Genomic DNA, 676 nt, shown 5'->3' with positions numbered 1-676 from the left:
TAAAGGTATTGAAATGGAAAAGAAATCCGACAAATCGAAAGATGATCTTGTGCTTCTTGTTACATTAGCTGGTTTAGCAATTAGCGCTATGAAGAAACACCCAAATAAAAATAAAATTGATGTGACTTATGATCTTTCTGTTGCATTACCTGTCGCAACAATCACGCCTCAAACAGCACAAGAGTTTATAGAACGTTATATGAATCATCATACGGTGAAATTCCACCACCCAAGCGGACGTGAAGTAGTAGTTAATATTCAAGTTGAATTTTGCAAGTGTTTACCAGAAGGCGCGGCGGGTTCATGGGGAATCGTTTATGATGAAAAAGGTAAAACAATTAAAAGGAAAGTAGAAACTACAGAAGGTAAAACCACAGAAATAGACTTTGTTGACAAAACAATATTATCTTTCGATATTGGCGCTGGTACGACAGAGGAAGTTGTTTCTCATGGTGTTAGCTTTAAACATAAAATGAGTCGCGGTTTACCATATGGGGTTAAAGAAACTTTACTTGATATTATCAAGGTTTGGAACTTAAACAATAAACAAAAAACAATAGACAGTATTGCTGAATTTAATGCAATTTATCTTGATTCTGAACACCCTCGTCATATTCGTTTAAAAGAAGCATCACGTGGCGCATTATTAGGTTTAGCAAATCGAATTGCAACTGAT

Annotated in this window: 1 pseudogene; it reads left to right on the top strand. The window is 35.4% G+C overall.

What is annotated here, in order from left to right:
- A pseudogene (locus tag RT27_RS19485) lies at positions 1–676 on the top strand (peptide ABC transporter substrate-binding protein); the annotation flags it as partial.

Source organism: Bacillus sp. L_1B0_5, from assembly GCF_000836715.1.
Lineage (GTDB): Bacteria > Bacillota > Bacilli > Bacillales > Bacillaceae_G > Bacillus_A > Bacillus_A thuringiensis_S.
This window is presented reverse-complemented; position numbering and strand designations above follow the sequence as displayed.